Source organism: Jiella avicenniae, from assembly GCF_021390325.1.
GTDB lineage: Bacteria > Pseudomonadota > Alphaproteobacteria > Rhizobiales > Rhizobiaceae > Jiella > Jiella avicenniae.
Genome location: NZ_JAJUWU010000003.1, coordinates 328,717 through 353,502, shown reverse-complemented (window position 1 = coordinate 353,502; position 24,786 = coordinate 328,717). Strand labels below are relative to the sequence as shown.

Sequence of the window (24,786 nt, the reverse complement as noted above, 5' to 3'; positions counted from 1 at the left end):
CCGTCGCGCACAGGACCGTAGCGTGTTCGAGCTGATTGCCCCGATCTTCCAGCGTCTCTTCGAGGAGACGGGATGGAACTTCATCATATTCTACGACCGCTACGAATATGATCGGTTCGTGACGGGCATTTCGATCTCGCTGCAGCTCATCCTGTGGTCGACGCTGCTGTCTCTCGTCATCGGGGTGCTGGGCGCGTGGGTGCAGACCGCGCGCTCGGCGCTGCTGCGGGGCATCGTCGACGGCTACATCCAGTTGTTTCGCAACACCCCGCCGCTGATCCAGCTCCTGTTCTTCTATTTCGGCCTCGGCGCCTTCACGCCGCAGGTCGACATGGGGGGCTATTACGAGCCGATGATCTCCGCGTTCACCTGGGCGGTCCTGTCGCTCGGGATCTTCGGCGGGGCCTTCAACGTCGAGATCTTTCGCTCCGGCATCGAGGCCGTGCCGAAGGCCACCGCCGAGGCGGCCGAGAGCCTGTGCTTCTCGTCATGGCAGACCTATGCCTACGTCACCCTGCCGTTGGCCTTCCGCATCAGCCTGCCGGCGCTCACGAACAACCTCGTTTCCCTGGCGAAGACGACGTCGCTCGCCTACGTCATCTCGGTTCCCGAAATGACCTACACGCTGAACCAGGTCTGGTCCGACAACATCAACGTTCCGGAGATGATGCTCGTCCTGTTCCTGTTCTACGTCGTCGTCGTCAGCCTGATCGCAGCCGGGCTGCATGCTCTGGAAAAGCGCCTCGCACTGCCGGGATACGGTCGATGAAACCGCCGGCCGCACCCTTCCGGATCGACGTCGAGGCTCTCTCGTCCTTCCTGCCGAGCCGCGCGCTTCGCGGCTGGCACGGGATCCTGATCCTGGCGCTGTTCCTCGCCAGTCTCGCCGTCGCCACGGCCCATGCCCAGAGCGGCGGCGGGGGAGGGCCGCGATCGCCGCTGAGCACGCTGATCGAATGGATTCCGTTCATCCTAAGGGGCTTCCTGCTCAATCTCGGCATGAGCTTCCTCGCCATGGCGATCGCCACCGTCCTCGGCATCGGCCTCGGCCTCCTGCAACTCAGCCGGACGCGCTTCCTCAGCGCTCCGGCCTGGCTGGTGACCCACCTCTTCCGCAATTCGCCCTGGCTGGTGATCCTCTTCGTCGTCATGCTTCTCGTGCCGTTCGAGCTCGAACTGCCCGGTGGAGGGATCTTCATCATGTCCGACTGGCTGAAGGCCACATTCGCCTTCTCGCTCCCGGTCATGGCGAATGTCAGCGAGATCGTCCGCGGCGCCATCGTCTCGATCCCGAAGGGCCAGTGGGAATCGGCCGAGAGCCTCGCCTTCACCCACGGCCAGACGCTGCGCTGGATCATCCTGCCGCAATGCGTCAAGCGGGCGATTCCGCCCTGGATGAACTGGTACGCGCTGCTGGCCATGGCGACGCCGATGGCCTCGATCCTCGGTGTGCGCGAGGCGGTCGGCAACGCCCAGGCGGCCATGGAGGCGGCCGGCGCCCGGCCGGAACTCCTCGTCCCGTTCTACCTGTTCCTGCTGCTTCTGTTCTTCGCCTACATCTATCCGATTTCCATCTGGACCCGAATGATCGAGCGCAAATATGCCGTCGAATCCTGAGCTTTCCCCGCATGGAGCGGCGCCGGCGGCCTGGACTCCGGACATGCCGCTCGTTTCGGTCAGGGACGTCCACAAGTCCTTCGGCAAGCTCGAGGTGCTGCGCGGCGTCAGCATGGACGTGAAGAAGGGCGAGGTGGTCTGCATCATCGGGCCGTCCGGCTCCGGCAAGTCGACGCTGATCCGCTGCATCAACGGTCTCAACGACATCCAGCGGGGCTCGATCCTGGTCGAGGGCCAGGAGGTCAACGATCCCAAGCTCGACAAGCTCGCCTTGCGAAAGAAGGTCGGCATCGTCTTTCAGCAGTACAATCTCTTTCCCCACAAGACGGCGCTCGAGAACGTCATGATGGCGCCGGTGAAGGTGCTGAAGGAGCCGAAGCGCGAGGTCGAGGCGCGGGCGAGGGCGCTGATCGCCAAGGTGCGGCTCTCCGGCAAGGAAGACGTCTATCCCGGCCATCTGTCCGGCGGCCAGCAACAGCGCGTGGCGATCGCCCGCAGCCTCGCGATGCGGCCCGACGTGATGCTGTTCGACGAGGTCACCGCCGCCCTCGACCCCGAAACGGTCAAGGAGGTGCTCCTGACGATCAAGGAACTCGCCGCCGAGGGCATGACCTGCATTCTCGTGACTCACGAAATGGGCTTTGCCCGGGAGGTCGCCGACCACGTGTATTTCACCGACAGGGGCGTGATCGTCGAGCACGGGCCGCCCGAGGAGCTTTTCACCGAGGCCAGGGACGAGCGCACGCGGCGCTTCCTCAGCCAGATCTTCTAACCGCTCGCCCGCGAAGGGCCGGTGGACGCAACGGTCGGACGGGTGCCCGTTCAGCCGACGTCATCCCTTTGCCTGAACCGAAGAGACCGATCCATGCTGGATTCACCCGAAACGACCGTCCCGTCCCGAGGAAGAGGTGCGCCGAAGGATCCCCTTCTGCAGCCGTTGACGATCAAGCATCTGACGCTGCGCAACCGCATCATGAGCACCAGTCATGCCTGTGGCCTCGAGGTCGGCGGCATGCCGCAGGAGGCCTATCAGCGCTATCATCTGGAAAAGGCCAAGGGCGGCCTCGCCCTTTCGATGTTCGGCGGCTCGTCCAACGTCGACCGGGACTCCCCGAACATCTTCCGTCAGCTGAACGTCGGCTCGGACGCGATCATCCCGCACCTTCAGCAGTTCGCCGAGCGCATGCATGGCGCGGGCGCCGCCCTGATGTGCCAGATCAGCCATCTCGGCCGGCGGGGCGACCCCTATGCCGGAGACTGGCTGAGCACCATCGCCCCGTCTCCCTTGCGCGAGACCCTCCACCGCAGCATCCCCAGGGAGATGGACGAGCACGACGTCGACCGGGTGGTGAAGGCCTACGGCGCCGCCGCCCGGCGCTGCAAGGACGGCGGGCTCGACGGGATCGAGACGCTCTCGGCCGGCCATCTCATCGGCCAGTTCCTGTCGCCGGCGACCAACCGGCGCACCGACCGCTTCGGCGGCTCGCTCGAAAACCGCTGCCGCTTCGCGCTGATGGTTCATGAAGCGATCCGCGAGGCGACCGGTGACGACTTCCTCGTCGGCATGCGCTTCGTCGTCGACGAGGCGATCTCCGGCGGCATGGATTTCGACGAATGCGTCAAGGCCGCGCAGATCCTGAAGCGGGAAGGGGCGGTCGACTTCTTCAACGCCATCTACGGCACGATGGACACGACCCGGGCGCTCGCCGAAGAGAACATGCCCGGCATGGGCTCGCCGCTCGCGCCCTGGGTCGAGCCAGTCGGCGCCTTCCGGCGCGAGGTCGGGCTGCCGGTCTTCCATGCCGCGCGGATTTCCGATCTCGCCTCGGCGCGCTTCGCCGTCGCCGAGGGCAAGGTCGACATGGCGGGCATGACCCGTGCCCAGATCGCCGATCCGCACATGGTTGAGAAGCTCGCCGCCGGCCGCGAGGACCAGGTGCGCCCGTGCATCGGCGCGACCCATTGCCAATCGCCCTATCGCCCCTCCTGCCTCCACAATCCGGTCACCGGGCGGGAGACGGTCCTCAGCCACGCCACGGCGCCGACGAGCGGGCCGAAGCGCAAGGTGGTCGTCGTCGGCGGTGGCCCCGCAGGACTGGAAGCGGCCAGAATCAGCGCCGAGCGCGGCCACGACGTTTCTCTCTACGAGGCGGCGGCCGACGTCGGCGGTCAGATCCTCCTCGGTGCGACCGGCTCCTGGCGCCGCGACCTCGTCGGCATCGTCGAGTGGCGGGTCGCCGAGCTGGAGCGGCGCGGGGTTCCGATCCACACCAACAGCTACATGGAGGCCGGCGACATCACCGCGCTCGCACCCGACGTGGTGATCCTGGCGACCGGCGGCCTGCCGCAGATCGACCTCGTCGAGGGCAGCGAACTCTGCGTCAGCACCTGGGACATCGTTTCGGGCCAGATGCCGGTCGGCCGCGACGTCCTCGTCTATGACGGCACCGGCCGCCACCCGGCGCCGCTCGCCGCCGAGCGGGCGAAGGAAGCGGGCGCCAGCGTCACCTATGCGACGATCGACGCGAACCTCGCCGAAGAGCTGACCTATGCCGAAAGGCTGCGCTGGAAGAAGCGCTTCCTCTCGCTCGGCCTCCAGCCGATCTCCGAGACCCGGCTCCTCGCCGTTCGCCGCCGCGACAACCGGCTCGAAGCCGTGCTTTTGAACGAAATCTCGCGCGAGGAGCGTTCGGTGGCCGTCGATCAGGTGATCGTCGAGCAGGGCAGCATCCCGATGAACGAGCTTTTCGAGGAGCTTCGCACCGCTTCCTCGAACGAGGGCGTCACCGACATCGAGACCTTCGTGCGCGCCGCGCCGCAACCTCCGTCGGAACGGGACGGCTTCGCGCTCCATCGCATCGGCGACGCGGTGTCCAGCCGCAACATCCATGCCGCGATGCTCGACGCGATCCGCATCTGCAGCCCGCTCTGACGATCGCGGCATCGGCCAGCCGGCCCACCCGAACCGCTTTTTCGAAAAGGACACGCGTCTCATGACTTTCGCCCGCTTCAAGGTGTTCACCTTCGACGTCGTCGGAACGCTCATCGATTTCGAGAAGGGCGTCCTCGACGGCTTTCGCGCGATCGGCGGCCCGGCCACGAGCGATCTCGGCGACGACGACATCTTCGGTCCCTATGTCGAGGCCCGCGACATTCATCCCGGCCGCTCCAGCCAGGTCATGGGGGACGTCTACCTCCATGTCGCGCGGAAGCTCGGGCTCGATGCGAGCGCGGCGTCGGCCGCCGCCTTTCAGACGAAGGTGCTGCAGTGGCCGGCCTTTCCGGACTCCATCGAGGCCCTGAAGCGGCTCCGCAGCCGTTTTCGGCTGGTGGCGATGACCAATGCCGACCGGGTGGCGTTCTCCTGCTATTCCCACACCCTCGACCATCCCTTCCACGACAGCGTGACGGCGGACGAAGCGGGCGTTCCCAAGCCCAATCCGGAGTTCTTCGCCTTCAATCGCGGTCGCCAGTCGGCCTTCGGCTACAAGCAGGAGGAGATCCTGCACGTCGCCCAGAGCCAGCACCACGACATCGGCGTCGCGCGCAAGCTCGGCTACACGGTCTGCTGGATCGAGCGGCGGCAGGGGCAGAAGGGCTTCGGCGGAACGCCGGTGCCGAAGGAGGTGACGAAGCCGGACTTCCACTTCGCCACGCTCGCCCAACTGGCCGACGCGGTCGAGGCCGACATGGCCGGCGGACGGTGACGACCGCAGCGCCCGGCACGGAAGGAGCGATGGCGGCTTCCACAAAGGGATGGCCGGCCTCGCTCTGGAGGGAAACGGCGCGGCCTCGCCCGTCCTTCGGCGAAGCGGGCGGGAGCCAGAGGGCGGACGTCGTCATCGTCGGCGGCGGCTATACCGGACTGTCCGCGGCCCAACGCTTCGTCGAGCGGGGCCTTCGGCCACTGATCGTCGAGGCGAATGGCATCGGCTGGGCGGCGAGCGGGCGAAACGGCGGCGTCGTTTCGCCGAAGTTCCGCTTCGCCATTCCCGACATCGCGCGACGGCACGGACTCGGCGTCGCGCGGCGGATGGCCGAACTCGGCCACGAAGCCGTCGAGGCCGTCGAGGCGGCGGTGCGCCGCAACGGGATCGCCGATGCCGACCTCGCCATGACCGGCAATCTGCGCTGCGCCCATTCGTCGGGCGCATTCGACGCCCTGAAGGCCGAGGCGCGGACGATGCGGGAGGATTTCGGCGACGAGACGATCCGCATCCTCGACCGTGACGAAGTCGCCGAAGAGACGGGCTCGCAGGATTTCGTCGGCGGCGTGCTGGTCTCCCATGCCGGTCTCATCCATCCGCTGAACTATGCGCTCGGCCTCGCCGAGGGCGTCTGCGGGCGGGGTGTCGGCATCTGGGAGGGCGCCCCGGCGACCGCGATCCGCCATGACGGTTCCGAGGTGGTGGTGGAAACGCCCGTTGGCGCGATCCGCGCGAAGCACGTGCTCTTCGCGACGAACGGATATTCGGACCTTACTCCCGGAACGGCGGCGATCCGTCGATCCGTCATCCCGTTTCGCAGCGCAATGGTCGCCACCGGGCCGCTGCCGGAAGAGCTTCGTGCCCGGCTGCTGCGTCACGGACGCAGCTATTCCGAGACACGGCGGATGATGCGCTGGTTCCGGCCTTACCGGGACCGGCTGATCTTCGGCGGACGCGGCGCCTTCGGCAAGACCGACAGCAAGGCTGCGTTCGACGCCCTGGAGCGGGCGATGCAGCGGGTCTTTCCGGACATGGAGGGCGTGCCGGTCACCCATCGCTGGTCCGGCCTCGTCGCCATGACGCTCGACGCCGTCCCGCAGATCGGCCGGCTCGACGACCGGATCGCGTTTGCGCTCGGATATAACGGGGCGGGCATCGCCATGGCCTCGCTCATGGGCCGGTATGCTGCCGACGTCACGCTCGGGGACCGGCCCGACCTCGCCCTTCTCGGCCCGAGAAAACTGCCGAACGTGCCGTTCTATTCCTTGCGGGAACCAGCCGTGCGTCTGACCGCCGGCTGGTACCAGTTCCTCGACACGATCGGTCGCTAGCACCCCGCCGCCACTTGATCGCAGCGACGGAAAAGAGCCCCGCGGATCTGAGATCCGAGGGGCCTGCCGATCGTGCCGCCATGGGCCTCAGAGCCCGAGCTTGCCCTTGACCGCGGCGAGACCCGGCTCGCCGTCGAAGGTCGTGACGCCGGCCAGCCAGGTATCCAGAAGCTCGGGATGCTTGCCGATCGCTTCCTTGGCGGCCTCGTCCGCCGAGATGCCGTCCGTGAGGATCCGCGCCATCATCGCGTTCTCGAGATCGACAGAGAAGGTCATGTTCTTCAGAAGCGCGGTGAGGTTCGTGCACTCCTCGGCAAAGCCCGGACGGGCGACGGTGCGCACCTCGGCCGACCCCATGTTCGGGCCGAAATACTCGTCGCCGCCCTTCAGATAGGTCAGCTCGTATTCGGTGTTCATCGGATGCGGCTCCCAGGCCGGGAAGACCACCCACTTGTCCGAGCGCTCGGCCCGCTGCACCTGCGAGAGCATGCCCTGCTCGGAGGATTCGACCAGCTTCCAGTCGCCGAGACCGAAGGCGTCGTCGTCGATCATCCGCAGCATGTTCTGGTTGACCGAGGCGCCGGCCTCGATGCCGTAGATCTTGTGATCGAACTTGTCGGCATTTTTCGCCAGGTCGTCGAAGGAGGTGACGCCCGCCTCGGCGACGTAGTCCGGCACGGCCAGGGTGAAGCGGTTGCCGGAGAGATTGACCTTCAGGACGTCCAGCTCGCCCTTCTCGACCATCGGATCGACGATCTTCGTCTGCGTCGGCATCCAGTTGCCGAGGAAGACGTCGAGTTCGTCGTTTGCGAGGCCGCGGAAGGTGATCGGCACCGACAGGGTCTTGATGTCGGCCTGATAGCCGAGCGGGCCGAGCACCGCCTTCAGGAGGGCGTTGGTCGAGGAGATGTCGGTCCAGCCCGGATCCGAATAGCGCACGGTCTGGCAGGAGGCCGGCTCCTTGGCCATGGCGGTGCCGGCGAGGAGAAGCGAGAAGGCGGCGGTCGTCTGCAAGAGCTTGATCATTCCGTTTCCTTTCTTCCGGTTGCGAGAGATGCGGCGTCTCAGCCGCGGTTGGATGTGTTTGCCTCCGCGGCTGCGGCGGCATGGTCCGCAGGAGGCGTGGCGGGACGGATGGCGCGGCCGGCTTCGGCTTCCGCGGCTTCATGAGCCTGCGCGGCCGCCAGAGCCGCGATGCGCCGCAGGATCGTATCGGCCGCGGGCGCCGCTTTGCCGCTCGCCCGCTCGACATGCAGGAGCATGTGTTCGCCGGTCGCGATGGTCGCTCCGTCCGCGCTGCGGGTCAGGCGATGGAAGAGATGCAGGCGCTTGCCGTCGAAGGACAGGACGCGGCTCGTCGCGGTGATTCTGTCGCCGAGCTTCGCCTCGCCGAGATGGCGCAGGTGGCTCTCGACCGTGTAATAGCTGGCGCCCGCCTCGACATAGGCGAGATCGACGCCGATGAACCGCAATAGCTGGTCGGTTGCATCGCCGAGGACCTGCAGATAGCGGTGCTCGGTCATGTGGCCGTTATAGTCGATCCAGCTCGGCGACACGCGCACGGTCAGGGGCCGGAGCGCGTCCGCGCCGGCGGCCTCGGCCGATGCCTGCCGCCACAGCCCTTGCTCGAAGTCGGCGAGGAGCTTGCCGGCGCCCCAGCCGCGGCCGTCGTCGCCGCCCTTCAGCGCCTGCAGGATGCCGACGAGGTTCTGGTCGCGGATCCGTTCGAGGCGGCGGATCGACAGGCCCTCGTTCTGGGCGTCGGACTGGCTCGCGATCCGGTCCACCAGCGCCTCGTCGAGGTCGACGACGTCTGTAAGCTTCGTCCAGGGCCATTGGAGCGCCGGGCCGAACTGGCCGAGGAAATGCCGCATGCCGGCCTCGCCGCCGGCGATCCGGTAGGTCTGGAACAGGCCCATCTGCGCCCAGCGCAGGCCGAAGGAATAGCGGATCACGTCGTCGAGGGTCTCGACGTCGCAGATTCCGTCCTTGATCAGCCAGAGCGCCTCGCGCCACAGCGCTTCGAGCAGCCGGTCGCCGACGAAGGCCTCGATCTCCCTGTCGATCGCAACGCCCTTCATGCCCGTTGGCTCGATCAGCCGGATCGCCTCGCTTATCGTCTCTCTCGCCGTCGCCTTGCCGCCGACGATCTCGACCAGCGGCAGGAGATAGACGGGGTTGTAGGGATGGGCGACGAAGAAGCGCTCGGGATGACGCAGCTCGGCCTGGAGGTCGCTCGGCAGGAGACCGGAGGTCGAGGAGCCGATCAGCGCGTCCGGCCGGGCGGCGGCGTCGATTTCGGCGAGGACACTGCGCTTGAGGTCGAGCCGCTCCGGCACGCTCTCCTGGATCCAGTCGGCGCCGGCGACGGTCTCGGCGATGCTGGCGCGGAAGGTGAGGGTGCCAGGCTTCGGCAGCGGCGCGTCGGTCAGCGCCGCATAGGCGGCCTCGGCATTGGCGACGACTTCGCCGACGATGCGCGCCGCCTCCGGATGCGGGTCGAAGACGGCGACGTCGATGCCGGCCAGGAGGAAGCGGGCGACCCAGCCGCCGCCGATCACCCCGCCGCCGACGCAGGCGGCCTTGGTGACCCGGGCGAGGGCGGGCGTTGCGGCCGAAGAGGGTGTGGCGTGATCCATGTCGCTCACCACCGGCGTTCGAGTTTCAGCTTCGCGCGCACCTCGGCCGGCGAGAGCACGCGGCTGCCCACGCCTTCGGCAATCTGCACGGCGCGCCGGACGAGATCGCCGTTCGTCGCCAGGACGCCCTTCGCCAGCCAGATGTTGTCCTCCAGCCCGACGCGGATGTTGCCGCCGGCGGCGAGCGCCAGCGCCGCATAGGGCAGCTGGTTGCGGCCGATCGAAAAGGCCGAGAAGATCCAGTCGTCCGGCAGGTTCTGCACCAGGGCCGAAAGGGTCGCGACGTCGTCCGGCGCGCCCCAGGGAATGCCCATGCAGAGCTGCACCATCACCGGGTCTTCGATCAGGCCCTGGTCCTTCAGCCATTTGGCGAGGACGAGATGACCCGTGTCGAAGATCTCGATCTCCGGGCGGACGCCGAGTTCCCTGATCCGCGCGGCCATCGCCTTCAGCATGGCCGGCGTGTTGGTCATGACGTAGTCGCCCTCGCCGAAATTCATCGTCCCGCAGTCGAGCGTGCAGATTTCGGGCCGAAGCTCGGCGACGTGGGCGAGACGCTCCTCGGCGCCGGCCATGTCGGTGCCTGCCGGATCCGGCGGCAGCGGCGCCTCGGGCGAGCCGAGGACGAGATCGCCGCCGGCGCCGGCGGTGAGGTTGAGAACCACGTCGACGCCCGAGGCGGCAACCAGCCGCACGACCTCACGGTAGAGGCCGAGATCGCGAGAGGGCTTGCCGGTCTCGGGATCGCGGACGTGGATGTGGGCGATCGCGGCGCCGGCCTTCGCCGCCTCGATCGCCGCCGCGGCGATTTCCTCGGGCGTCACCGGCACCTTGTCGGACCGTCCTGTCGTGTCGCCGGCGCCGGTCACGGCGCAGGTGATGAAGACGTCTCGGCTCGGGCGAAGTGGCATCGGGGTCTGCCTCCTGGTTTCGAACGGGGCGCCGGGTTTCGGCGGGCGCGATCGCAAGCGCTGCGGGATCGGACCCTTCGCGATCTTTCGACGTCCCGGCGCCATCGCTGCGGGCGGTCGTTGCGCGGTCCAGCCAACGCTCGATGTCCTGGCGAGAGAGATTGACGGAGAGGCGTTTCGGTCGCTTAACCTGTTGCGCGACTGATTTGGCGTTTTGCGCAGCAATGCTTGAAAGATCATCCCAACCCCTCGACGTCACGCTCGTGGTCCTGCCGGACACCTCGCTGATGTCGCTCGCCGCGACGCTCGACCCCATGCGCGGCGCGAACCGCATCTCCGGCCGCCAATGCTACCGCTGGCGTGTGGTCTCGCCCGACGGCACCGATCCGGCCACGAGCTGCGGGCTGGTCGTCAAGGTCGACGGACGGCTCGATCCGGCGGCACGCTGCGACGTCCTGATCGTGCTGGCGGCCTTCAACGTCCACCGCCATGCCGACGCCGCCTTCCGCCACACGCTTCTGGCCGCCGCGCGCAATGCCGGTCACGTCGGCGGGATCGAGGCCGGGCCCTGGGTCCTCGGCCTTTGCGGGCTCCTCGACGGCCGCGCGGCGACGACCCATTGGGAGGATCTGGAGAATTTCGCCGCCGCCTTCCCGAACGTCCGCACGGTCTCCGACCGCTGGGTGATGGATGGACGGGTCTTCACCACCGGCGCCGCCGCGCCGGCCCTCGATTTCCTGCTGAATCTCATCCGGGCGCGGCAGGGCCAGGTGCTGTCGCTGGAGGTGGCCGGCCTCTACGTCTATGACGGTCTGGAAGCCGGCAGCCGGAACCAGTCGCCGGTCGCTCTCGGCCGCATCGCCGCCCGCGATCCCCGCCTTGCGGCGGCGGTGCGGATCATGGAGGCGCATGTCGACGAACCGCTGACGGTGAGCGAGATCGCTCGCCGTGTCGCGGTTTCGCGGCGCAGCCTGGAAGTCTCGTTCGAGCGGCTGACCGGCAGCGCCCCCGGCGCGTTCTACCTGTCGCTGCGCCTTGCCGCCGCGAGGCGGCTGATCGTCGACACCGACATCTCCATCGCCGAGATCGCCGTCAGAACCGGCTTTTCGTCTGTCTCCGCACTGTCCCGCAGCTTCAGGCGACAGTTCGGCCAGCCGCCGACGGCGACGCGCCGCGAGAGCATCGAGGCATCCGCCCGCCCGTCCTGAGGTCAGTCGGAGGCGCCGCCGTCCGCGGTCGCGGTCTCGCCGAGCGCCTCCTCGATGACCGGTTTCATCCGGTCGACGATTCTTGCGACCCCGTCGGCGTTCGGATGCATGCCGTCGGCCTGGTTGAGGCCGGCCTCGGCCGCGACGCCTTCGAGGAAGAACGGATAGAAGGTCACCGGATATTGCTGCGCGAGATCCGGATAGATGGTGTTGAAGCTCCTGGCATAGTCCTCGCCCATGTTCGGCGGGGCCAGCATGCCGGCAAACACCACCTTTTGCCCCCGTTCGGTCAGCCGCTTCAGGATCTCGTCGAGGTTCTGGCGGGTGATCTCGGGCGATATTCCCCGCAGCGCGTCGTTGGCGCCGAGTTCGACGATGACGAGATCGGCCGACTGCGGCACCGACCAGTCGAGCCGGGAGAGCCCGCCGGTGGTCGTGTCGCCCGACACGCCGGCATTTTCGACCGTCGCGTTCAGCCCGTCTTTTCGAAGGGCCGCCTGAAGCTGCTCGGGAAAGGCCTTGCCGGGATCGACGCCGTAGCCCTGGGTCAGGCTGTCGCCGAAAGCGACGATCTCGATCGTCTTCCCCTCGGGCTCGGGCGATGACGTTTGCGCCGCCGTCGGCGATGCCGCGCCGACGGCGAGCCATGACAAGGCCGTGAGGACGATGGCCAGACGGCCGACGAGCGGTTGGAAGCATTGCATGAGGCACCCATATGGTCAGCCGAGCCGGCCGAACCGCCTTGCGGGCCGGACTTCGGGCCCGCAGAATTCAACCATCCTGACATAGGAAGCGACGACCTTGGCGGAAACGGCAATCCGATTACGAAACGTTCAACTCACCCTCGGCTCCGGCCGCTCGACCGTTCACGTGCTGAAGGGGGTGGATCTTTCGGTCGAACGCGGCGAATCCGTCGGCATCGTCGGCCCTTCGGGCTCGGGCAAATCGACGCTGCTGATGGTCCTGGCGGGGCTGGAGCGCGCCGACGAGGGGGTGGTCGAGATCGCCGGCACGCCGCTCGCCGGCATGAGCGAGGATCAACTGGCGGCGTTTCGCGGCCGCAACGTGGGGATCGTCTTCCAGTCCTTCCACCTGATCCCCAACATGACGGCGCTCGAAAACGTCGCCGTGCCGCTCGAACTCGCCGGCGCGCCCGACGCGTTCGCCCGGGCCGAGCGCGAATTGTCGAATGTCGGCCTGAAGGACCGCGCGACCCATTATCCCGGCGAACTTTCCGGCGGCGAGCAGCAGCGCGTCGCCATGGCACGGGCGCTGGCGCCGGAGCCGGCCATCCTGATCGCCGACGAGCCGACCGGCAATCTCGACCAGGAGACCGGCCGGCAGGTCGCCGATCTTCTCTTCGCCGAGCAGGCGCGCCGGCAGATGACCCTCGTCCTCGTCACCCACGACCCGGCGCTCGCCTCGCGCTGCCAGCGGACGATCGCCGTCAGATCCGGCATCATCCACGACGACGGCCTCCGCGATGACCGGCTCGGCAAGGCGCAGCCGCGTGAGACGGCGTCGCTAGAGCGTCCGGACTCTGCCGCGCAGGCGGCCCGATGAGCGTCGCCGCCGAGGACATTGCCCGGGCCCGTGATATGGAGCGGCAGGATGCGCTCGGCCGCAAGGCGAGGCTTCGTCTTGCCCTGCGCTTCGCATTGCGCGAGATGCGCGGCGGCCTTTCTGGCTTCTACATCTTTCTCGCCTGCATTACCCTCGGCGTCGGTGCGATCGCGGCGGTGAATTCCGTCGCGGGAATGATGTCGGAGGGCATTGCGCGGGAAGGCAAGGCGATTCTCGGCGGCGACCTGCGCTTCGCGCTGGTCCAGCGCCAGGCGACCCCGGAGGAGCTCCGCTACCTGAATTCCCTCGGCGAGGTGTCCGAGACCCAATCGCTGCGCTCGATGGTGCGGCTGTCCGACGGCAGCGATCAGGCGCTCGCCGAGGTGAAGCCGGTCGACGGCTCCTATCCGCTCTACGGCCGCGTCGAGACGACCCCGGAGCAACCGCTTTCCGAGCTCCTCGCCAAGACCTCCGACGGTTACGGCGCGGTGGCGGTCGAGGGGCTTTACGACCGTCTCGGCGTCAATCCCGGCGATAAGGTCAGGCTCGGCGATCTCACACTGACCTTGACCGGCGTCCTCGACCGCGAGCCCGATCTTCTGTCTGAGGGGCTCGCCTTCGCACCGCGGCTGATGATCTCGGAAGACGCGCTGTCGGCCACCGGCCTCGTCCAGCCGGGGAGTCTGATCGCCTATAACTACAAGGTGAAGCTGCCGCCCGGCCGGGATGCCGAAGCGATCGCCACCGAGGCGAACGAGCGCTTTCCCCAGTCGGGCTTTCGCGTGCGCACCGCCAAGGATGCCTCGCCCTCCCTGCAGAACAATATCGAGCGCTTCTCGCAATTTCTGACGCTGGTCGGTCTCACCGCGCTCATCGTCGGCGGTGTCGGCGTTGCCAATGCGGTCCGGGCCTATCTCGATTCCAAGCGCAACGTGATCGCGACCTTCAAGAGCCTCGGAGCGAGTGGCCGCTTCGTCGTCGCAGTCTATCTCATCCAGATCATGGCGCTGGCGAGTGTCGGCATCGTGCTCGGTCTCGTCCTCGGCATCATTGCGCCCTTCGTCACCGCCCGCTTTCTGGAGAGCATCATTCCCGTCGCGGCGGACGCATCGTTCTATCCGGGAGCGTTGCTGGTCGCCGCACTGTTCGGCATCCTGACGTCGCTCGCCTTTGCCCTGATCCCGCTCGGTCGGACCCGGGATGTGCCGGCCACGGCGCTGTTCCGTGAGGCGGGTGGTGGCGGCAAGGTGCCCATGCGCTGGTTCTATCTCGGTGCAGCGGTGGTGCTGGCGCTGATGATGTCGGGCCTCGCCGTCGCCATGGCGAGCGACAAGAGGGTGGCGCTGATCTTCCTGGGTGGCACGGCGGCCGCCTTCGTCATCCTGCGCGTCGTCGCGACGGGGATCGCGGCGCTCGCACGGCGCGCGCCGCGGGTGCGCTCGACGCCGTTGCGCCTCGCCATCGGCAACATCCACCGTCCCGGCGCGCTGACGCCTTCCGTCGTTCTCTCCCTCGGCCTCGGCCTGACGCTGCTCGTCACCCTCGCGATCATCGACTACGACCTGCGCCGGGAAGTCGGCACCGGGCTCGCCAACCGTGCGCCCGACTTCTTCTTCATCGACATCCAGAGCGGCCAGATCGACCCGTTCCGCGAAAAGGTCGAGGAACTGGCGCCCGGCTCGACGCTCGATGCCGCGCCGATGCTGCGCGGGCGGATTACCCGTCTCAACGGCCAGGAGGTCGCAAAGATGAAGATCCCGGCCGAGGGCGGCTGGGTGCTGCGCGGCGACCGCGGAATCACCTACTCGCCGACGGTGCCCGAAAACTCGTCTCTCACGGAAGGCGAATGGTGGCCGAAAGACTATTCCGGCGAGCCGCTAGTCTCCTTTGCGGCCGAGGAGGGGGGCGAACTCGGCCTGAAGATCGGCGACACGCTGACGGTGAATGTGCTCGGACGGAACGTGACCGCGAAGATCGCCAATTTCCGCCGGATCGAGTGGGAAAATCTCGGCATCAACTTCGTCATGGTGTTCTCGCCCAACGCCTTCGCCGGGGCGCCGCACGCGTGGCTCGCGACGCTGTCGATCCAGAACGACGACGAAGCGGCGGAAAAGAGCGTCGTGAATGGCATCACCAACGCCTTTCCGGCGGTGACCACCGTGCGCGTCAAGGAAGCGCTCGACGCGGTCAACGCGCTGATCGCCCAGCTCGCTTTGGCGATCCGCGTCGCGGCGGGCGTCGCCCTCGTCTCTTCGGTGCTGGTTCTGGCCGGTGCGCTCGCGGCCGGCAATCGCGGGCGCATGCACGATGCGGTGGTTCTGAAGACGCTCGGGGCGACGCGGGTGACGCTCGTCCAGGCCTTCGCCACGGAATACATGATGCTCGGCCTCGCGACGGGCGTCTTTGCCGTCGCTGCCGGGGCGGCCGCCTCGTGGTTCGTCGTCGATACGATCATGGCGCTGCCCTGGGTGTTCGACTGGACCGTGGCGCTGACGACGCTGATCGTCTCGCTGGTGCTCACCGTCGGCTTCGGCCTCGCGGGCACGTGGCGCATCCTCGGCCAGAAGGCGGCGCCGGTGTTGAGGAACCTGTAAGACTGGCGACGGCATCATCGGGATGCCGGGGTTGGCGATACGCCGCGTCCGGCTTCGCCGATAACGCAGATTTAATCGTATCGGCCGGGATTTCGGGCATTCGCGCGGATTGCGCTCTTGTGCCGGAAAACCGCAATCCGCATATTAGCCGCAGGACTGCTGGGCGTCCCGCCAGCGGCGCCTCCCCGCCCGTTCCTGAAGTAATCCAGGGCGCGGACACCGGACGGGACACGCAGAAAGGAATTCGATCCATGGCTGATTATCGCAATGCCAGTATGCGGTCCGTGCCCGCTGCCGGTACGCGGACCGATATCGACCAGGGCCTTCGCAGCTACATGCTGAAGGTCTACAACCTGATGGCGGGCGGCCTCGCGCTGACCGGCATCGCTGCCTATGCTCTCTACGCCATGTCGGTCACGACCGAGCCGACGGCCTATCAGGTCCGTCCGGATCTGTTCCTGACCGATCTCGGTTACACCGTCTTCGTATCGCCCTTGAAGTGGGTGCTGATGCTGGCGCCGCTGGCAATGGTATTCTTCCTGTCGTTCCGCGTGCACAAGATGAGCGTGCAGGCGGCGCAGGCGACCTTCTGGAGCTACGCGGCGATGGTCGGCCTGTCGCTGGCGACGATTTTCCTCGTCTACACGCAGGAATCGATCACCCAGGTGTTCTTCATCACCGCTGCCTCCTTCGGCGCGCTGTCGCTGTGGGGCTACACGACGAAGCGCGACATCTCGGGCTGGGGCTCGTTCCTGTTCATGGGCGTGATCGGCATCGTCATCGCGATGGTCGTCAACATCTTCTTGGCTTCGCCGGCTCTGACCTTCGCGATCTCGGTCATCGGCGTCCTGGTCTTCGCGGGCCTGACCGCCTACGACACGCAGCAGATCAAGGAAATGTACTACGAGGGCGACGGCTCGGCCGTCATGGGCCGCAAGGCGGTCATGGGCGCGCTGCGCCTCTACCTCGACTTCCTGAACATGTTCCTGTTCCTGCTGCAGCTCTTCGGCAACCGCAACTGACCTGCAGGGCAGACGACGGAATGAGAAAAGGGCGGCTCTCGGGCCGCCCTTTTTCGTATCGGATCGTCGCGACGCTCGTCGGCGTAGGCCGCCGCGCCGAGGCTCAGCTTTCGGCGTCGTCTTCGCCCTCGACGATCGCCTTGCGCTGTTCCTGCGCCTTCAGCTCGTCGAGCGCGGGCATCGACATGACGTTGTAGCCCGAATCGACATAGTGGATCTCGCCGGTGACGCCGTTGGCAAGCTCCGACATCAAATAGAGGACGGCGCCGCCGACCTCCTCGATCGTCGTATTGCGGCGCATCGGCGCGTTGCGGCGCTGGTAGTTGAACATCAGCCGGGCGTCGGAGACGCCGGCACCGGCGAGGGTTCTGACCGGTCCGGCCGAGACGGCGTTGACGCGGATGTTGCGCGGGCCGAAGTCGGCGGCGAGATACCGAACGGAGGCCTCGAGGGCCGCCTTGGCGACGCCCATGACGTTGTAGTTCGGCATGACGCGAACCGAGCCGCCATAGGTCATGGTCACCATCGACCCGCCATTCTCCATGATCTCGGCGGCGCGCCGCGCCACCTCGGTGAAGGAGAAGCAGGAGATCACCATCGTGCGCACGAAGTTCTCGCGCGTCGTGTTGGCGTAGAGACCCTTCAACTCGCTCTTGTCGGAAAAGGCGATGGCGTGGAGCACGAAGTCGATCGAGCCCCACTCGTCCTTCAGCGTCTTGAAGACGGCATCGAGCGACGCCGTGTCCTCGACGTCGCAGGGGATCACCAGCTTCGAGCCGATCTCTTCGGCCAGCGGCTTCACCCGCCGCCCGAAGGCGTCGCCCTGATAGGTGAGGGCGACCTCCGCCCCCTGGTCGGACAAGGCCTTGGCTGCGCCCCAGGCGATCGAGTTGTGGTTTGCGACGCCCATGACGAGGCCGCGCTTGCCTTTCATCAGATCGCCCATGGCGGTGTCTCTTTTCATTATTCGCCCACTCGCTGGAAGACGAGACAGGCATTGGTGCCGCCGAAGCCGAAGGAATTGGAGAGCACCCGGTCGAGCCGGGCGTCGTCGAGGCGCTCGCGCACGATCGGAATGTCGGCGAATTCCGGATCGACTTCGTCGATGTGGGCGCTCTTGGCGATGAAGCCGTCGCGCATCATGATCAGCGAGTAGATCGCTTCGTGGACGCCGGTGGCGCCCTGGCTGTGACCGGTCAGCGACTTGGTGCCGGAGATCGGCGGGATGTCCGCGCCGAAGACCTCGCGGATGGCCTGGATCTCGACCCGGTCGCCGACCGGCGTCGAAGTCGCGTGGGGGTTGATGTAGTCGACCGAGGCGTTGCTCTTGCCGTCGAAGCCCTGCAGCGCCTGCCGCATGCAGCGCACCGCGCCTTCGCCGGAGGGCGCGACCATGTCGGCGCCGTCCGAAGTGGCGCTGTAGCCGACGATCTCGGCGTAGATCTTCGCGCCCCGGGCCTTCGCCCGTTCGTAGTCCTCGAGCACCAGCACGCCGGCGCCGCCGGCGATCACGAAGCCGTCGCGGTCCTTGTCATAGGCGCGGGAGGCGACGCCGGGGGTCTCGTTGAAGTCCGAGGAGAGGGCGCCCATGGCGTCGAAGAGGTTGGAGAGCGACCAGTTGAGGTCTTCGCAGCCGCCGGCGAACATCACGTCCTGCTTGCCCATCAGGATCTGCTCGGCCGCGTTGCCGATGCAGTGGCTCGAGGTGGAGCAGGCCGAGGAGATCGAATAGTTGATGCCCTTGATCTTGAACCAGGTCGCCAGCGTCGCGGAGGCGGTCGACGACATCGCCTTGGGAACGACCGTCGGCCCGATTCGCTTCGGTCCCTTGTCGCGGGTGATGTCGGCGGCCTGGACGATGGAAATGGTGGACGAGCCGCCCGAGCCCATGACGATGCCGGTGCGTTCGTTGGAGATCTCCGCTTGGCTCAGCCCGGCATCGGCGATCGCCTGATCCATGGCGACGTGGTTCCACGCCGTGCCGCCGCCGTGAAAGCGCATCGCCCGCCGGTCGAGCACCGTCGAGGGGTCGAGGGTCGGCTTGCCGTGGACGTGGCTGCGGAAGCCGAGCTCCTTGTATTCCGGCGCGAAGGAGATGCCCGAGCGGGCTTCCCGAAGAGAGAGGGCGACCTCCTCGACATCGTTCCCGATCGGGGACACGATCCCCATGCCCGTGACGACGACCCGTCTCATCCCGTGCGTCCTCTCCTGTCTCCCCGAGAACGATGCGCCCAAGACCCGGCCATCGTCTCGAGGAAGCGGTCGTCGCTCGACGATGGAGCGGCCGCTTCGTTCCTGGTTCTTCGTTCAGCCCGTTGGTCGCCGCCGGGCGCTTCAGGCACCGGCGCCGGCTTCGGCATCGGTGAAAAGGCCGACCCGAAGGTCGCTCGCCCGATAGATGATCTCGCCGTCGGCCTTCATCCAGCCATTGGCGATGCCGAGCTTGAGCTTGGAGCGCATGACTCGGCGAAACTCGACGCCGTATTCGACCAGCTTGACCTTCGGCGTCACCTGGCCGGAAAACTTCACTTCGCCGACCCCCAGCGCCCGGCCGCGGCCGAGTTCGCCGAGCCAGCCGAGGAAGAAGCCCGTCATCTGCCAGAGCGCGTCGAGGCCGAGGCAGCCCGGCATGACCGGATCGCCCTGGAAATGGCACTGGAAGAACCAGAGATCCGGCTTCACGTCGAATTCGGCGGTGATCAGCCCCTTGCCGTTTTCACCGCCGGCTTCCTCGACCCTGGTGATCCGATCGAACATCAGCATCGGCGGCAGCGGCAATTGCGCATTGCCAGCGCCGAACAACTCGCCGCGACCACAGGCGAGAAGATCGTCGTAGTCGAAGAAGGATTTGCGCGCTGTCATCGGTGTCGATTTTCCGCCCTGAAGTGATGGCCGGTCGAAACATGGCCGTTGTCGTTGGCGCCCTTAGCATGTCGGATGCGCGCGTGAAAACCGGGAGCGCATCCGATCCCTGCCGGTTCGCCCCGACCCGGCTCCGTGGAGCGCGGAACCGCGGCGGAAGCAAGGGCACGTTAAATGTGTCGAGGGTGGGTGACATTTAAACCCCCGACGCCCGGAATCCTTCGCCAAAGTTATTCCAGTAAGTCTAGATAACGATCGATGGCGGCAGAAATGCCGCCGGCCGAGCCCACCCGCACGAAAGCCTCGACGCGCATGAAAAAGACGATCTCCCGCCCGCCCCGACGTCTCGTCCGGACGCTCGTTCTCGTCTCCCTTTGCGCCGCCACGTATCCTGCGCTCGCGGCCGGCTGGCGCTTTGCCGGCGGGGAGGCCGGGCTGTGGGTCGACGGCGGCTTCAACGGGCTTGCCGTGGGCTGCCGGGGCGGGGCACTGTCGCTGAGCTTCTTCGGCTTTGCCGCCCGCCTCCAGCCCGGCACGGCCCATTCGGTCGTCCTGACCGTCGACGATACGGCGCGCCGCTTCCGCGCCAGACCGGCGCAGCGGCCGGGGGCCAGGCTGCCGGCGCTGGTCACTTCGGTCTCGGGAAGTGCTGCCGGGGAACTGGTCGCGGCACTGCGCAAGGGGCGCAAGGCGGAGGTCGCGACGCCGGCGGGTCGCTACGACCTGCCGCTGTCGGGTTCGGCGAAGGCGCTCGACGCTCTCGCCGCGTCTTCCGGCTGCCCGTGAGGCGGAACGCGGCGCTGCCGGCGGAAAGGCGCAGGTGGAAACATGATCGTGAATATCATGTTTATCGCTGATTTTTGATGCGCCCGCCGTGCCGTTGTGCTATGTGCCGCCATTGAACCGGTCCCCACCTTTCCCGGTGGCGGGCGAACGCAATTCGGACCATGGCATTTTCGGGAATGGAAAAGCAGACGCGGACGCAGGGTTTTTGCGTGTTCGAACGGCTCCGTTCGGTGGGCCTGCGGCCGACCCGGCAGCGGGTGGCCTTGTGCAACCTCATGTTCGGTGCCGGCGACAGGCATCTTTCTGCCGAGGAGCTCTACGAAGAGGCGCACAAGGCGGGCGAGACGGTCTCTCTCGCGACGGTCTACAACACGCTGCACCAGTTCACCGACGCCGGGCTCGTCCGTCCGCTTTCGGCCGAGGGCCAGCGGACCTATTTCGACACCAACACCTCCGATCATCATCACTTCTTCATCGAGGATGAGAACGAGATGATCGACATTCCGGTCGGAACGCTGAAGCTCGACGAGCTGCCGGAGCCGCCGGAGGGGATGGAAATCGTCAATGTGGACGTCGTCGTCCGCGTTCGCCGCCGGAAGGATGCCGCCCGCCAGGGCAGCGCGCACTGAAGCTTCATGCGGCGTCCCGGCAGTTTCGCCGGACGTCCGACGGAACCGTGACATTCAGAGCCCCGGCGCCATGATGGTTCCGGGGCTTCTCATTTTCGGCGCCCTGGCATCTGCGCCTCGAGGCGGGAGCCGGCTCGTCGGGTGCCCGGCGGCGGACGTGCCAGCGGTCGTGAGCGTCGGTTTCAGTCGCTGCCTTCGCCACCGGCCGGAGGATCGATGGCAAAGCGCTCGCCGCGATAGGCGAAGGTCTCCGCCTGTCCGCCCACGAAGCGCGCCGAGACCCAGCCTTTCGCCCCGGGCCGGCTGACGGCGTACCAGACGCCCTGATCGTCGGCCGTTACCCGGCAACCCGTCACCTCGACCGCGCTGTCGGCGGCAAGCGTCGTGACGACCTGGCCGCTCCGACCTGGCGCGTCGCGCAGATAGACGTCGCGCTTGATCTTCGGCTGGCGTTCGCCGGCGAAGGTGCCCGGCAGAACCACGTCGTCGCGGCAGGAATAGGCTTCGGCGAGGAAGACGTTGCTGACGGTGTCGACGCCGGTCGAAGGCGCGGCGCAGATTTCGCCGGGCTCCCTCTGGCCGGCGCCCCCGCAGGCCGCGTCCCCGCGCCGGATTGCCACCCCTACCTTCGATTCGTCGTCGAGGCGGATCTGACAGGCGAACCAGCCGCCGGTGACGTCGAAGGACTTGCCGCCGGATGTGGCGAGTTGCGTCAGGAGCGGCAGGTCGGCGCTGCGTTGGCCTTCGGAAAGGGTGGGCTGGAAATAGGTGAATTCGTCTTCCGCGCCGCTCATCCGGATCGGCCCGGCGGTGAGGTTGAGATTGCACAACAGGCCGATGGCATCGGTATCGAGGCCGGCCGGGCCGATCGCGCTGACCGCGCCCGGCGCTGCGACCGGCGTGAAGCCCATGCGCCAGGCTTCCAGATCGCCGCCGAGCACGTAGAAGGACGAGGCCGTGCGATGGCGCAGCATGCGCAGGAGCAGTTCCGGCGGATTGGCGCTGTCCTGGAGAAGCGCGACCATCTGGGTCGCCACGTCGTAGCCGAGACCGAGCATCTCGCGGGCGCCGGCCGTGCTCGTGTCGGTGCCTTCCGGAATGTAGGGCATGTGGAAGCCGAGCTTGCCGCCTTTTTCAATGAGGCGCTTGTCGGTGTCGGGGTGGGCCCGGTCGACCGAGGCGGCGAAGGCGATGGCGCAGGCCGAGAGGCACTGGTCGCCGGCCATGACGATCAGCCCGCCGATGCGCGGATCCTGACTCTCGATGTCGTAACGCAGCACCTCGGCGATGCGGAAGGCTTCCGCGAAGACGCCGCCGGGACTGTTGAAGGAAACGACGAGCGGATAGTAGGTCCAGTCCTCGAGGACCTTCCGCACCTTCTCGGCATCGCCCTTGTCGATCTGCCCTTCGATGCGCAGGACGGCCGGTTTCGTGCCCGAGCTGGCATCCGGCGAAAACACGTCGAGCGTGGTGAAGGCGCCGGCGTCGTCAGACTTCAATCCGTCCGCGCTGGACTGCGAGCGGGGCGGAAACAGCCGCTTCACCTTCGCCACGCGCTCGTAGAGGTCCGGCCTGACGGTGACCTCGGCGGCGGAGGCGGGGAGGGACGAGGCGAAGAGCGAAAAGGCGGTCAGAGCGGCGGCAAGGGTGCCGGGTGCCGGCACCGGCGACCGGAACGACGTGAACGAAACCCGCATGGAACGAGACCTGAATGATCGGCCGATCGTCCGGCCGGGATGGCCTTGGCCGATCCGCCGTTGCCCCACCTCGGCTATGACGGTGAAGCTGACGCAAAGTCAATTGCTTTGTTCCAAGCCGCCTTTACGGTAAAGCTGCGGACAGGTCTGATGATTCGGGAGAGCTTGACGGAAAAGACGTCGCGATCGATCCCTTAGATCCCAAGACGCCGCCGGCCGAGAGTGAACCTCGGCCGGCGAGGACCTCGCGGCGAGCGTTCGAACTCAATCGCCCTTCTTCAGAACGACCGGTATCAGCAGGTCGCCCCAATTGCCGTTGCCGCCATGGTGGCGGGCGGAACGGACGAGTTCGACGGAAACGCCGGCCTCGACGGCCTTCATGACCGATTGGTTGAGGCGGTGCAGGTCGTTGGCGAGCATGCGGATGGCGCTCTGCTGGGCTTCGTCCATGGCGGACGACTGCTCCTCGGCCCGCTCCTTGACACGGGTGCGGGGGCGGTCTTCGTGGGCGACTGCGCTCATGATCTTCCTCCTGATTATCGGCGGCGGGCGAGGGGCTCCGACGCGCCGATCCGGTTTGCCGCGCCTGGCGGCGATGTTGGTGAACTGCTGTACCGGGGCGGGACCGGACGGCATCTCCCAAGGCCGCCCGGTCCCCGGAGCGGGGAGCCGTGGCTGAAAGCTGTCCCGCTGGTTCTGTTGGGAGACAGGGGGGCCGCGGCGATGCCGTCGGCTCCGCCCGCCGGCCTCATTCGGCGGCGACGTGGAGCGGCGTCTCTTTCCGGAACTGGGCGCTCTCGGTGGATTCGCCCATGGCCGTCGTCGAGGAAAGGCCGCCGGTGATCGCCATCGACACCGCGTCGAAATAGCCGGTGCCGACCTCGCGCTGGTGCTTGATGGCGGTGTAGCCGACGGACTCGGCGTCGAATTCCGCCTGCTGCAACTCCGAATAGGCCGCCATCTGCCGGTCCTTGTAGCCGCGGGCGAGTTCGAACATGCCGAAGTTCAGCTGGTGGAAGCCGGCGAGCGTGATGAACTGGAACTTGTACCCCATCGCCCCGAGTTCGTGCTGGAATTTGGCGATCGTCGCGTCGTCGAGGTTTTTCTTCCAGTTGAAGGACGGCGAGCAGTTGTAGGCGAGGAGCTGGTTCGGATGCTCCTTCTTCACCGCTTCGGCGAAGCGCCGCGCCTGATCGAGATCGGGCTTGGAGGTCTCGCACCAGATGAGGTCGGAATAGGGCGCATAGGCGATCGCCCGGGCGATGCACGGCTCGAGGCCGTTCCTGACCCGGTAGAAGCCTTCCGGGGTGCGGCCCGCGTCGTAGTCGACGAAGGGCCGGTCGCGCTCGTCGATGTCCGAGGTCAGGAGCTTCGCGGCCTCGGCGTCCGTCCGGGCGACGACGAGCGAGGGCACACCCATCACGTCGGCGGCAAGCCTCGCGGCGGTCAGGTTGCGGATGTGGGCCTGGGTCGGGATTAGCACCTTGCCGCCGAGATGACCGCACTTCTTCTCCGAGGCCAGCTGGTCCTCGAAATGAACGCCGGCGGCGCCCGCCTCGATATAGGCCTTCATCAGCTCGAAGGCGTTGAGCGGGCCGCCGAAGCCGGCTTCGGCATCGGCGACGATGGGGGCGAACCAGGTGTCGACGGATAGGCCGTTGCCCTCGGAGGTCTCGATCTGATCGGCCCGCTGCAGCGTCCGGTTGATGCGCCGGCAGAGTTCCGGCCCGGCATTGGCGGGATAGAGCGACTGGTCGGGATACATCGCCGAGGCGGTGTTGGAATCGGCAGCGACCTGCCAGCCCGACAGATAGATTGCCTTCAGCCCGGCGCGGACCTGCTGCATCGCCTGATTACCCGTCATGGCGCCGAGCGAATTGACGAAATCTTCGGAATGAATCAGCTTCCAGAGACGGTTGGCGCCGTTTTCGGCGAGGGTGTAGCGGATCTGCACCGAACCGCGCAGGCGCATCACGTCTTCGACACCGTAGGGACGCGCCACGTCGTCGAAGCGGCCTTCCGACGCGGACGGGACGAGATTGTAAAAGTCAGTCATTGCAAAACTCTCCATGCTGCGGTGTCTGCGGCAGCGGCCGTCGTCGCCTGTCTCGCCGCATGGAGCGATATCTGTCACCGTTTCGGGCTCAAACGAAGCGCGAACGGGTCGATCAGGCCGAAAATTCGCGTCGCGATGTGTTGTCTTTGACGAGCTCGATTTGT

22 protein-coding genes are annotated in these 24,786 nt (G+C 67.0%); 12 read left to right on the top strand and 10 right to left on the bottom strand.

The window, feature by feature from the left end; genetic code table 11:
- The first annotated feature begins 22 nt into the window (after positions 1 to 22).
- The 6 genes from LZD57_RS03850 to LZD57_RS03825 all read left to right on the top strand — a co-directional run bounded on the left by LZD57_RS03850 (position 23) and on the right by LZD57_RS03825 (position 6,655).
- The gene (locus LZD57_RS03850) at positions 23 to 769 is read left to right on the top strand and encodes an amino acid ABC transporter permease (RefSeq protein WP_233717791.1); all 747 of its coding nucleotides are present in this window, start codon (positions 23 to 25) and stop codon (positions 767 to 769) included.
- The gene (locus LZD57_RS03845) at positions 766 to 1,617 is read left to right on the top strand and encodes an ABC transporter permease subunit (protein ID WP_233717790.1); all 852 of its coding nucleotides are present in this window, start codon (positions 766 to 768) and stop codon (positions 1,615 to 1,617) included. The genes LZD57_RS03850 and LZD57_RS03845 overlap by 4 nt, the downstream gene beginning before the upstream one ends.
- Positions 1,618 to 1,660: 43 nt before the next feature.
- Positions 1,661 to 2,389, top strand: coding sequence for an amino acid ABC transporter ATP-binding protein (locus LZD57_RS03840; RefSeq protein ID WP_233717789.1), 729 nt, complete (start codon positions 1,661 to 1,663; stop codon positions 2,387 to 2,389).
- 93 nt (positions 2,390 to 2,482) lie between these two features.
- Positions 2,483 to 4,549, top strand: a complete 2,067-nt coding sequence (locus LZD57_RS03835; protein ID WP_233717788.1) for an NADH:flavin oxidoreductase — start codon at positions 2,483 to 2,485, stop codon at positions 4,547 to 4,549.
- 61 nt (positions 4,550 to 4,610) lie between these two features.
- Positions 4,611 to 5,324, top strand: a complete 714-nt coding sequence (locus LZD57_RS03830) for an HAD-IA family hydrolase (protein WP_233717787.1) — start codon at positions 4,611 to 4,613, stop codon at positions 5,322 to 5,324.
- A gap of 29 nt (positions 5,325 to 5,353) precedes the next feature.
- Positions 5,354 to 6,655: an NAD(P)/FAD-dependent oxidoreductase gene (locus LZD57_RS03825; RefSeq protein WP_233717786.1), complete on the top strand. Its 1,302-nt coding sequence runs from the start codon at positions 5,354 to 5,356 to the stop codon at positions 6,653 to 6,655.
- A gap of 87 nt (positions 6,656 to 6,742) precedes the next feature.
- On the opposite strand, the gene choX is transcribed toward LZD57_RS03825, so the two are convergent.
- Genes choX through LZD57_RS03810 form a run of 3 tightly spaced genes read right to left on the bottom strand, consistent with a single transcriptional unit; the run spans position 6,743 to position 10,205 of the window.
- Positions 6,743 to 7,681 (bottom strand): choline ABC transporter substrate-binding protein, encoded by a 939-nt coding sequence (gene choX, locus LZD57_RS03820; RefSeq protein ID WP_233717785.1) that lies wholly within the window; start codon positions 7,679 to 7,681, stop codon positions 6,743 to 6,745.
- A gap of 38 nt (positions 7,682 to 7,719) precedes the next feature.
- On the bottom strand, positions 7,720 to 9,294 hold the full coding sequence (locus tag LZD57_RS03815) for a carnitine 3-dehydrogenase (protein WP_233717916.1): 1,575 nt from the start codon (positions 9,292 to 9,294) through the stop codon (positions 7,720 to 7,722).
- A gap of 5 nt (positions 9,295 to 9,299) precedes the next feature.
- A complete protein-coding gene (locus LZD57_RS03810; RefSeq protein ID WP_233717784.1) occupies positions 9,300 to 10,205 on the bottom strand; it encodes a beta-keto acid cleavage family enzyme in 906 nt (301 codons plus the stop codon).
- 224 nt (positions 10,206 to 10,429) lie between these two features.
- On the opposite strand from LZD57_RS03810, the gene LZD57_RS03805 reads away from it, so the two are divergent.
- Positions 10,430 to 11,413: a GlxA family transcriptional regulator gene (locus LZD57_RS03805; protein WP_233717783.1), complete on the top strand. Its 984-nt coding sequence runs from the start codon at positions 10,430 to 10,432 to the stop codon at positions 11,411 to 11,413.
- Positions 11,414 to 11,415: 2 nt separating this feature from the next.
- Here the strand turns inward: LZD57_RS03805 and LZD57_RS03800 are convergent, their stop codons facing one another.
- Positions 11,416 to 12,117 (bottom strand): arylesterase, encoded by a 702-nt coding sequence (locus tag LZD57_RS03800; RefSeq protein WP_233717782.1) that lies wholly within the window; start codon positions 12,115 to 12,117, stop codon positions 11,416 to 11,418.
- Positions 12,118 to 12,214: 97 nt separating this feature from the next.
- Here LZD57_RS03800 and LZD57_RS03795 point away from each other — a divergent pair, with 97 nt between their 5' ends.
- From LZD57_RS03795 to LZD57_RS03785, 3 genes are all read left to right on the top strand, one after another.
- Positions 12,215 to 12,976 (top strand): ABC transporter ATP-binding protein, encoded by a 762-nt coding sequence (locus tag LZD57_RS03795; protein WP_233717781.1) that lies wholly within the window; start codon positions 12,215 to 12,217, stop codon positions 12,974 to 12,976.
- 35 nt (positions 12,977 to 13,011) lie between these two features.
- Entirely contained in the window at positions 13,012 to 15,570 is a 2,559-nt protein-coding gene (locus tag LZD57_RS03790) for an ABC transporter permease (protein ID WP_233717915.1), read from the top strand.
- A gap of 251 nt (positions 15,571 to 15,821) precedes the next feature.
- Positions 15,822 to 16,592, top strand: coding sequence for a Bax inhibitor-1/YccA family protein (locus LZD57_RS03785; RefSeq protein ID WP_233717780.1), 771 nt, complete (start codon positions 15,822 to 15,824; stop codon positions 16,590 to 16,592).
- A gap of 103 nt (positions 16,593 to 16,695) precedes the next feature.
- On the opposite strand, the gene fabI is transcribed toward LZD57_RS03785, so the two are convergent.
- The 3 genes from fabI to fabA all read right to left on the bottom strand — a co-directional run bounded on the left by fabI (position 16,696) and on the right by fabA (position 19,454).
- A complete protein-coding gene (fabI, locus tag LZD57_RS03780) occupies positions 16,696 to 17,538 on the bottom strand; it encodes an enoyl-ACP reductase FabI (protein ID WP_233717914.1) in 843 nt (280 codons plus the stop codon).
- 17 nt (positions 17,539 to 17,555) lie between these two features.
- Positions 17,556 to 18,785 (bottom strand): beta-ketoacyl-ACP synthase I, encoded by a 1,230-nt coding sequence (gene fabB / locus LZD57_RS03775; RefSeq protein WP_233717779.1) that lies wholly within the window; start codon positions 18,783 to 18,785, stop codon positions 17,556 to 17,558.
- A 141-nt stretch (positions 18,786 to 18,926) separates the two neighbouring features.
- On the bottom strand, positions 18,927 to 19,454 hold the full coding sequence (fabA, locus tag LZD57_RS03770; RefSeq protein ID WP_233717778.1) for a 3-hydroxyacyl-[acyl-carrier-protein] dehydratase FabA: 528 nt from the start codon (positions 19,452 to 19,454) through the stop codon (positions 18,927 to 18,929).
- 312 nt (positions 19,455 to 19,766) lie between these two features.
- Here fabA and LZD57_RS03765 point away from each other — a divergent pair, with 312 nt between their 5' ends.
- Together LZD57_RS03765 and irrA are read left to right on the top strand one after the other, a co-directional pair.
- Positions 19,767 to 20,240 carry a hypothetical protein gene (locus LZD57_RS03765; protein ID WP_233717777.1) on the top strand — a complete coding sequence of 158 codons (474 nt, stop codon included), beginning with the start codon at positions 19,767 to 19,769 and terminating at the stop codon, positions 20,238 to 20,240.
- A 176-nt stretch (positions 20,241 to 20,416) separates the two neighbouring features.
- Entirely contained in the window at positions 20,417 to 20,869 is a 453-nt protein-coding gene (gene irrA, locus LZD57_RS03760; RefSeq protein WP_233717913.1) for an iron response transcriptional regulator IrrA, read from the top strand.
- Positions 20,870 to 21,051: 182 nt separating this feature from the next.
- Here the strand turns inward: irrA and LZD57_RS03755 are convergent, their stop codons facing one another.
- The 3 genes from LZD57_RS03755 to aceA form a co-directional block, all read right to left on the bottom strand.
- Positions 21,052 to 22,566: an SH3 domain-containing protein gene (locus tag LZD57_RS03755; RefSeq protein ID WP_233717776.1), complete on the bottom strand. Its 1,515-nt coding sequence runs from the start codon at positions 22,564 to 22,566 to the stop codon at positions 21,052 to 21,054.
- Between the two features lie 264 nt (positions 22,567 to 22,830).
- Positions 22,831 to 23,088 (bottom strand): SMc00767 family acetate metabolism repressor, encoded by a 258-nt coding sequence (locus tag LZD57_RS03750; RefSeq protein ID WP_233717775.1) that lies wholly within the window; start codon positions 23,086 to 23,088, stop codon positions 22,831 to 22,833.
- Between the two features lie 226 nt (positions 23,089 to 23,314).
- Complete coding sequence (aceA, locus tag LZD57_RS03745) at positions 23,315 to 24,622, bottom strand: isocitrate lyase (RefSeq protein ID WP_233717774.1); 1,308 nt, start codon at positions 24,620 to 24,622, stop codon at positions 23,315 to 23,317.
- Positions 24,623 to 24,786: the final 164 nt, after the last annotated feature.

Excerpts from the sequence above, each read along its gene's own strand:
- LZD57_RS03845 (WP_233717790.1), top strand. The coding sequence starts at position 766 with ATGAAACCGCCGGCCGCACCCTTCCGGATCGACGTCGAGGCTCTCTCG.
- LZD57_RS03840 (WP_233717789.1), top strand. The coding sequence starts at position 1,661 with ATGCCGCTCGTTTCGGTCAGGGACGTCCACAAGTCCTTCGGCAAGCTC.
- LZD57_RS03835 (WP_233717788.1), top strand. The coding sequence starts at position 2,483 with ATGCTGGATTCACCCGAAACGACCGTCCCGTCCCGAGGAAGAGGTGCG.
- LZD57_RS03830 (WP_233717787.1), top strand. The coding sequence starts at position 4,611 with ATGACTTTCGCCCGCTTCAAGGTGTTCACCTTCGACGTCGTCGGAACG.
- LZD57_RS03825 (WP_233717786.1), top strand. The coding sequence starts at position 5,354 with ATGGCGGCTTCCACAAAGGGATGGCCGGCCTCGCTCTGGAGGGAAACG.
- choX (WP_233717785.1), bottom strand. The coding sequence starts at position 7,681 with ATGATCAAGCTCTTGCAGACGACCGCCGCCTTCTCGCTTCTCCTCGCC.
- LZD57_RS03815 (WP_233717916.1), bottom strand. The coding sequence starts at position 9,294 with ATGGATCACGCCACACCCTCTTCGGCCGCAACGCCCGCCCTCGCCCGG.
- LZD57_RS03810 (WP_233717784.1), bottom strand. The coding sequence starts at position 10,205 with ATGCCACTTCGCCCGAGCCGAGACGTCTTCATCACCTGCGCCGTGACC.
- LZD57_RS03805 (WP_233717783.1), top strand. The coding sequence starts at position 10,430 with ATGCTTGAAAGATCATCCCAACCCCTCGACGTCACGCTCGTGGTCCTG.
- LZD57_RS03800 (WP_233717782.1), bottom strand. The coding sequence starts at position 12,117 with ATGCAATGCTTCCAACCGCTCGTCGGCCGTCTGGCCATCGTCCTCACG.
- LZD57_RS03790 (WP_233717915.1), top strand. The coding sequence starts at position 13,012 with ATGGAGCGGCAGGATGCGCTCGGCCGCAAGGCGAGGCTTCGTCTTGCC.
- LZD57_RS03785 (WP_233717780.1), top strand. The coding sequence starts at position 15,822 with ATGGCTGATTATCGCAATGCCAGTATGCGGTCCGTGCCCGCTGCCGGT.
- fabI (WP_233717914.1), bottom strand. The coding sequence starts at position 17,538 with ATGGGCGATCTGATGAAAGGCAAGCGCGGCCTCGTCATGGGCGTCGCA.
- fabB (WP_233717779.1), bottom strand. The coding sequence starts at position 18,785 with ATGAGACGGGTCGTCGTCACGGGCATGGGGATCGTGTCCCCGATCGGG.
- fabA (WP_233717778.1), bottom strand. The coding sequence starts at position 19,454 with ATGACAGCGCGCAAATCCTTCTTCGACTACGACGATCTTCTCGCCTGT.
- LZD57_RS03765 (WP_233717777.1), top strand. The coding sequence starts at position 19,767 with ATGAAAAAGACGATCTCCCGCCCGCCCCGACGTCTCGTCCGGACGCTC.
- irrA (WP_233717913.1), top strand. The coding sequence starts at position 20,417 with ATGGAAAAGCAGACGCGGACGCAGGGTTTTTGCGTGTTCGAACGGCTC.
- LZD57_RS03755 (WP_233717776.1), bottom strand. The coding sequence starts at position 22,566 with ATGCGGGTTTCGTTCACGTCGTTCCGGTCGCCGGTGCCGGCACCCGGC.
- LZD57_RS03750 (WP_233717775.1), bottom strand. The coding sequence starts at position 23,088 with ATGAGCGCAGTCGCCCACGAAGACCGCCCCCGCACCCGTGTCAAGGAG.
- aceA (WP_233717774.1), bottom strand. The coding sequence starts at position 24,622 with ATGACTGACTTTTACAATCTCGTCCCGTCCGCGTCGGAAGGCCGCTTC.